The 6,408-nt window shown below is 56.1% G+C and carries 10 protein-coding genes; 6 read left to right on the top strand and 4 right to left on the bottom strand.

What is annotated here, in order from left to right:
* From HAP95_RS06585 to HAP95_RS06575, 3 genes are all read left to right on the top strand, one after another.
* Positions 1-590, top strand: a 590-nt coding sequence (locus tag HAP95_RS06585) for an ABC transporter ATP-binding protein (RefSeq protein ID WP_215883494.1), incomplete at its 5' end; no start/stop codon positions are given.
* Between the two features lie 461 nt (positions 591-1,051).
* The gene (locus HAP95_RS06580; protein WP_226832619.1) at positions 1,052-1,348 is read left to right on the top strand and encodes a CopG family ribbon-helix-helix protein; all 297 of its coding nucleotides are present in this window, start codon (positions 1,052-1,054) and stop codon (positions 1,346-1,348) included.
* Complete coding sequence (locus tag HAP95_RS06575) at positions 1,336-1,647, top strand: type II toxin-antitoxin system RelE/ParE family toxin (RefSeq protein ID WP_215883493.1); 312 nt, start codon at positions 1,336-1,338, stop codon at positions 1,645-1,647. The genes HAP95_RS06580 and HAP95_RS06575 overlap by 13 nt, the downstream gene beginning before the upstream one ends.
* Positions 1,648-1,718: 71 nt before the next feature.
* On the opposite strand, the gene HAP95_RS06570 is transcribed toward HAP95_RS06575, so the two are convergent.
* The 3 genes from HAP95_RS06570 to HAP95_RS06560 all read right to left on the bottom strand — a co-directional run bounded on the left by HAP95_RS06570 (position 1,719) and on the right by HAP95_RS06560 (position 2,715).
* On the bottom strand, positions 1,719-1,859 hold the full coding sequence (locus HAP95_RS06570) for an antitoxin PaaA2 family protein (RefSeq protein WP_215883492.1): 141 nt from the start codon (positions 1,857-1,859) through the stop codon (positions 1,719-1,721).
* 241 nt (positions 1,860-2,100) lie between these two features.
* A complete protein-coding gene (locus HAP95_RS06565; protein ID WP_215883491.1) occupies positions 2,101-2,421 on the bottom strand; it encodes a HigA family addiction module antitoxin in 321 nt (106 codons plus the stop codon).
* A gap of 15 nt (positions 2,422-2,436) precedes the next feature.
* Entirely contained in the window at positions 2,437-2,715 is a 279-nt protein-coding gene (locus HAP95_RS06560) for a type II toxin-antitoxin system RelE/ParE family toxin (RefSeq protein ID WP_215883490.1), read from the bottom strand.
* 152 nt (positions 2,716-2,867) lie between these two features.
* Here HAP95_RS06560 and HAP95_RS06555 point away from each other — a divergent pair, with 152 nt between their 5' ends.
* Positions 2,868-3,080, top strand: coding sequence for a type II toxin-antitoxin system HicA family toxin (locus HAP95_RS06555; protein WP_215883489.1), 213 nt, complete (start codon positions 2,868-2,870; stop codon positions 3,078-3,080).
* 11 nt (positions 3,081-3,091) lie between these two features.
* On the top strand, positions 3,092-3,535 hold the full coding sequence (locus HAP95_RS06550) for a winged helix-turn-helix transcriptional regulator (protein ID WP_215883488.1): 444 nt from the start codon (positions 3,092-3,094) through the stop codon (positions 3,533-3,535).
* A gap of 68 nt (positions 3,536-3,603) precedes the next feature.
* On the opposite strand, the gene HAP95_RS06545 is transcribed toward HAP95_RS06550, so the two are convergent.
* Positions 3,604-4,167: a DUF2062 domain-containing protein gene (locus HAP95_RS06545; protein WP_215883487.1), complete on the bottom strand. Its 564-nt coding sequence runs from the start codon at positions 4,165-4,167 to the stop codon at positions 3,604-3,606.
* Between HAP95_RS06545 and HAP95_RS06540 the strand changes: the two genes are divergently transcribed.
* Complete coding sequence (locus HAP95_RS06540; RefSeq protein WP_226832618.1) at positions 4,152-6,374, top strand: ComEC/Rec2 family competence protein; 2,223 nt, start codon at positions 4,152-4,154, stop codon at positions 6,372-6,374. The genes HAP95_RS06545 and HAP95_RS06540 overlap by 16 nt on opposite strands.
* The last annotated feature ends 34 nt before the right edge of the window (positions 6,375-6,408 follow it).

Genomic DNA, 6,408 nt, shown 5'->3' with positions numbered 1-6,408 from the left:
GCAAAGGCGAAAGCCTGGCCATTGTCGGCGCATCGGGGCAGGGCAAAAGTACCCTGATGCATCTGATGGGGGGGCTGGAAAAACCCTCGGGGGGGGTGGTCCGCATTCTCGGCCAGGAAATCTACAAACTTCGGGAATCTGCACGCAGCCGCCTGCGTAACCAGAGTGTCGGCTTTGTGTATCAGTTACATCGCCTGTTGCCGGAGTTTACCGCGCTGGAAAATGTGCTCTTGCCGCTCCTGATTCGTCGGGTGCCCCGGCATTCGGTGCAGGCCTGGGGCGAAGAAATTCTGACGCGAGTCGGTCTGGGCGAGCGTTTGCAGCACAAGCCGGGCATGTTGTCTGGTGGTGAAAGGCAGCGGGTGGCCCTGGCGCGTGCCCTGGTAACCCGACCAGCCCTGCTTCTGGCCGATGAGCCGACGGGAAATCTGGACAGTGAATCGGCAGAGAGTGTCCATGATCTGATGCTCAGTCTGAACCGGGAATTGGGCACTGCGCTGGTTATTGTCACCCATGAGCCCGCGCTGGCGGCACATATGGGGCGGGTATTGCGCCTGCAGAATGGTGTTTTGCAGGCAATTGAAAGCTGATCCATTTCCGATGGCTCAATGAACTGCATCCAGCAGGAAGCCCTGCCCTTCAAGTAGAGAAAGCGGCGGCTTGGTCAGGCGTCTGGAATGGGGTGGTGGTCGTGACAAGTCGCAAATAGTGGTTTTTCTGGGGAGCTTGGGCATTATTTGGACAATGTGCCAGAATTCACGGCACTGCGTCTGCTGAAATGGCTGTTTTTTCTGGCTTTATGACGTTCAGACGCGCGGATTATTAATCCCCTGAGCGCAAAGTGTGGACACTGCCTAAGCGATTTGCGCTATGTTGGCAGGCAAAATAACCTTAACGGGGTTTTCCGTTCCATTGCTCCCTAACCCGCCTAATATGAGCCTACTGATACTTTTGGAGGCGTTTCACACAAAACCCCACGCAGGTGGATTTTTCATGATGGTTGAATAGGTATAATATATTAATACTGATGAATACCTCGGAGAGCTTGATCATGTCCACATCCGTTCCCCCTACCGTACCCATGGCGGTGAAGATAGATCTCGAAATGAAGGCGCGTATCCAGCGTCTGGGCGACGCCCGTCACCGTTCTATGCACTGGCTCATGAAAGAAGCGATCCGCCAGTTTGTGGAGCGGGAAGAGCAGCAGGAAGTGTTGCGGCAGGAGGGTATTCAGGCCTGGGAGTCCTATCGGGACACGGGGCTTCATGTAACGCAGGAAGAGGCCGATACCTGGCTGGCGCGCCTGGAAGCGGGAGAAGACGTGGAGCCTCCCCATTGCCACGTCTGATCTGGTCCCCACCGGCGCTGCTGGATGTGCAGCGGCTGTACCGATTTCTGGCGAATCGGAACCAGGATGCCGCGCAGCGTGCGGTCAAAGCCATCCGGGCCGGAGTAAAAATACTAGCCGCACATCCAGAGGCGGGGCGTCCGGCAGAAAGCATGGAACCAGAATACCGGGAGTGGCTGATTGGTTTTGGTGGAAGCGGATATGTGGCTCTGTATCGTTATGACGGAGAAACTGCATTGATCGTAGCGGTTCGGCACCAACGAGAGAGCACGCATCCAGAGATGTTAAGCGAACATTGAAACATGGACGGGTTGATGGACTATAGTGGCTAGATCAGCGTCGGCCGACTCAAGCCAGAAGATGGGTAACATCAGGACGCTTTGCGCTGTCTGAGCCGTGCTAGTCGCTCGGCCATGCTGGCGGCCGTCTTGGCCTGCAGCCAGGCCGTGTAGCTGGCCTCCTGCTCGGCGGTCTCAAACTCGGAGATGATAGATGGTAAAACGGTATTCATGCTGGGTGCTCCTCTGGTATCGATCATCAGTGAGGGTTTAAAGACCTCATTTGGCCGACCATGCGGCCCTTAAAGGCTATATTAGGCGGTTTTGGCTCTTGCAGGAACCATCCATAAATCCTGTGCCACCCTGCGTGAAACAACCGTCACTACGCGTATCCTCAATCGCATCCCACACGCTTGCAAATTGTTCTTCGCTCATGATTTTATTACCTTATAGGACACAATGCCTCATTCCATCTTATGAGTCAGGCGACCTGCGTATGATTGTGAGAGCCTGAATGACCTTTGGCACCCCCGCTTGGCGGGCTTGCCAAAGGTCATAGGCTGCTTGTTGGGCGACCCAGGTATCGGCACGGCCTCCATGCTCAACACCAAGCCAACCCTCAAGTCGTAGCGCCATCTCTGGAGAAATGGCGGCACGGCCATTGAGTACGCGCGACAAGGTGGGGCGCGATACGCCAAGCTGCTCCGCTGCTTCAGTAACAGTCAAATCCAGAGCGGGCAAGATATCATCCCGCAGAAGTAGTCCTGGATGGGGTGGGTTATGCATGGGGCTCATAGCGTTTATCCGGATTCAGTGATAGTCCACGTAATCAACCAGGATGGCATCACCATCCTCGAAGGCAAAAACCAATCTCCAGTTTCCGCTGACCCATACCGCGAAGTGCCCTTGCAAGGTTCCGTGGAGCTGGTGCAGTTTCCACCCCGGCACGGTCATGTCGCTCGGAGTTTGGGCGGCATCCAAGCGGGCTAGTTGCCGTGCGATCTTGGCGGCATGGTCCGGTTGAATCCCGGCCTTACTCCCCGATTCATAGAAAGCTTGCAGGCCTTTGTGGCGGAAACTTTTGATCACGCCCCATTGTGCCGCGTGACGCTACAGAGATCAATCGTCAGTGGAGAAGGATGCGGTGTCCATAGGTCGAGGAGTTTGAGGGTAAGGCGGGCGATTGCGTGTCGTACATATCTGTACGACAATGGAAGCGTCGTAATATGTGGGCCTGAAAGATGACTGGGGCAGAGTTTGAAAAGCGGGTGAAGCGGTTAGGTCAGAAAACGGGGCAACCGGTGCGCTTCGATAAACACCACGGCCATGGTAGTCATGGGCGCCTTTACTACGGCACCCGGTTCACTACGCTCAAAGATCGCAAGAAAGAGATTGGCATAGGTTTGCTGAAAGCAATGTGCCTGCAACTGAGTATCGCCCCCGATGATCTGTAAAGGAGTTTGATATGCGATATGTTTACCCTGTAGCTCTGGCAAAGGATGAGGATGGTGAATTCATCGCCACCTCTCGTGATGTTCCCGAAGCGCTCACCAGCGGCGTCACCAAAAGCGAGGCGCTGCAAGCCATGAGCGATGCGCTGGGTGCAGCACTGGCAGGTTACGTTTTGAATCAGCCAGGTATCCCCGTGCCATCCACCCCCGTACAAGGCGAATACCTGGTGCCGGTGGCGGCGCTGGTTGCCGCCAAACTTGCACTACGGTCAGCCCTAAGGGATGAAGGGATTAACAACACAGAGCTTGCGCGTCGTCTGAATATTTCCGAAGGCGCAGTTCGCCGCCTGATGGATATGGATCATGCCTCCCGTATTGACGGAGTCATCGCGGCGCTGACGGCCCTTGGTGCGGGAATCATCATCGAGGATCAGCGGCAAACGATGGTTGCGGTTTAGGTGATCATGCGGCGCTCTGGTGGCAAACAACCTTAACTGACTACCACGTGGGGGGTTAAAATTCGATTTTAACGCGCTCTGGTCTGACGCAGCCGTCTGCGGTGCAGACGCCAGATAACCCAGATGCGCCAGCCCTGCATAATGCCAAAATAAGTAATCAGGGCGAGGGCGCCTCCCAGTATCAGGCTGCCTATCCAGGTAACCAGATAGGCATGCCAGAGCCGGTCACCCATGGCCATGATACCGATATCGCCATGAAATATCTGGTGAATATCATGATAATGAATGGTGATGGCAGGCGCGATGTGCAACTGGGTGAGCAGCCAGAAACCGAGTTCATAACAAGCGAAGAAAAACGGTATGATGGTCAACGGACCCGTGACCACCCAGGGCATAACCCACCCGATTGGAATGTAGGCTCTCCGCCAGAAGCAGAGCAAAGTGATGCTGAGTAAATGTCCAAAAAAAGGCAGACTTCCAATAAAAGTCCCAATGGCGGCAGCACGCGCGACGCTATGGCGATGCGGGTGCCAGAGCACCGGGCGCGCCAGATAATGGGTAAAACGTCCGAGGGGACGTTTTTTGAGGATTTCCTCACGGGTGGGAAGGCGGACAAATGCGGGTAGGCGCAATGGGATATTTCCACAACAATATTCGCCCTAGTGTAGCCAAGCTCTTGCCTGGAACCAAATCCTGGCCGTCTTTGGTTTTGGTGGTGTTGGCTGCCGGGCTGGGAATGGGGCTTTTTCACAGTTTTCGGCAGTTACCCCCACTGTGGATTTCCTTGCTGTTATGCCTTGTGTCATTGCCCTTTGCCTGGAAATGGCGACATGGGGTGTTGCTGACTCTGGCTGCTGCGGCCTTCTCCTGGGGAATCTGGCAGGCTGAGTCGCGCCTCGCCGTGCATTGGGCCAGCGCCCAGACTTTTTCGGTGGAGGGACGCATCAGCTCCATTCCCCAACTGGGCGGGCGCGATTATCGCTTTCAACTGACTCCCGAGCGTTGGTCGGGTGAGTCTCCAGCCGGAAAACATCCCGCCATTTTGCAGATTCATGGATCGCTTCCCGAACTGCCGGTGGTTGGTCAGCGTTGGCAGCTGCAATTGCATAGTGAAGCACTCAGCACTTTGCCCAAGAGTCCCTTTGCGGATCTTGACCGTAAGCGGTTCTGGGAGGGTATTGGGGGAGTGGCACGCATCGAAAATGCCCGGCTGCTGCCACCTTCTTTGTGGAATCTGGGCGATCAGATCGCCGCTGCCCGCCAGGCCGTGCTGCAAGCGACCAATATGGCCCTGGATCGTGAATCAGCCGGATTCGTCCAGGCCCTCAGCGTGGGGGTGGGTAACCAGCTTTCCCCGGAAATCTGGCAGGTTTACCGGGATACGGGTACGGCCCATCTGTTGGTGATTTCCGGCTCGCATGTGGCGGTAGTCGCTGGTCTGATTTTGTGGCTGGTACAGTGGGGCTGGCGGCGTATTCCCTGGCTGGTAACGCGTTGGCCGGCACAAACGGCGGGGGTGCTCGCCAGCATCCCAGCCGCCTGGGCTTACGCCAGTTTTGCGGGTATGCAGATTCCCAGCGAACGCGCCGCCTGGATGATCAGCGCGGCGGCAATGGCCTGGTTGCTGGGCAGGTCGCATCAGGCTTGGCAGGGCCTGGCTCTGGCTGCGTTGCTTATTGTTTTAGGGGACCCTGGAGCTATGGTGGATGTCGGTTTCTGGCTCTCTCTGGGGGCGGTAGCGGCCTTGGTGGCGGTTGGCTATGGGGAAGGAGGCTGGCGTATCCTGCTGCGCAGTCAATGGGCCGTATTTATTGGATTACTGCCGATCCTAGCGGGTCTTTTCGGGCAAATTTCACTGGTTTCGCCGTTGGCCAATATTCTGGTGATTCCTCTGGTCGAGTTGATGGCGGTTCCTCTTGCCTTGTTGGGAACCCTTTTGGCGCTTATGGATATGGAATGGCTCAGTCGGATACTTTTTCGCCTGGTGGCCGTGCAGATGGACGGGATTACGGCGCTCCTCAGAGCCTTGCTCCATATTCCTTTTGCCCAGGTGCGGACGGGCACCGGGCGGATCTGGGCTTTACTGGCAGCGACAGCTGGGCTCAGCATTTTCTTTCTACCCAAAGGTTGGCCAGGTCGCCCTCTGGCATTACTCGGACTGGTGCCGCTTCTGGTGCCCGCTGAAGGGAATACGAATTTTGAGGTGCGCAATCTCCCAGTGCATTCCGGTATGGTCCTGTTTTGGCAAAAAGCGCAGCATAGCGGCGTGGTGACCGCCAATCTTTGGAAATCCGCTACGCGGCGTGAGGCGGGACAGGGACTTTCGGCAGTTTTGCAGCAAAAAGGACTGGCGCGGGTGTCGGACTGGGTGCGCACAGATACCTCCACGTCCTTGCCCGCTTTGTCGGCAACACATCAGTGGGGACCACCGGGCGCAAGGAATTACCCGCAACATCCCGGACCGCTTTCTGTTTGTCGCGCAGATGCCCCTGATGCCCCTGATGTACCTGCAGGAATGCATTTTGTGGATTTGGGTACAGCCGTCCAGCCCTGTATTTTGTCCTGGGGAGCAGGTCCTGATCTGCTGATTCTTGGCGATATGGATTTGGCCACGCTCCAGCATTTGGGGAAGGTCGGGGCTCAGTCTTTTCAGCAGGTAAAACTGATTTTTGCTCCTGCCAGTTTTGCCACTGAAGAACGGGCTTTTCTGGCCGGGCTCATGCCCAATGCGGCTATTCACTATGCGGGGGACGACCCATCCGGGATTTGGTCCTGGCAAAACCGGCATTTTGTTCAATCTGTTTCTCCAGTGCGGGCTTACTGGCAAATAGAGGATTGAAAAATCAGATTGCTGACACTGCCGTTTGTCGGGT

This window comes from Acidithiobacillus sulfurivorans (assembly GCF_018853815.1).
Lineage (GTDB): Bacteria > Pseudomonadota > Gammaproteobacteria > Acidithiobacillales > Acidithiobacillaceae > Acidithiobacillus > Acidithiobacillus sulfurivorans.
The sequence above is the reverse complement of the archived record's forward strand: the minus strand, read 5'-3'. Positions and strand labels throughout refer to the sequence as shown.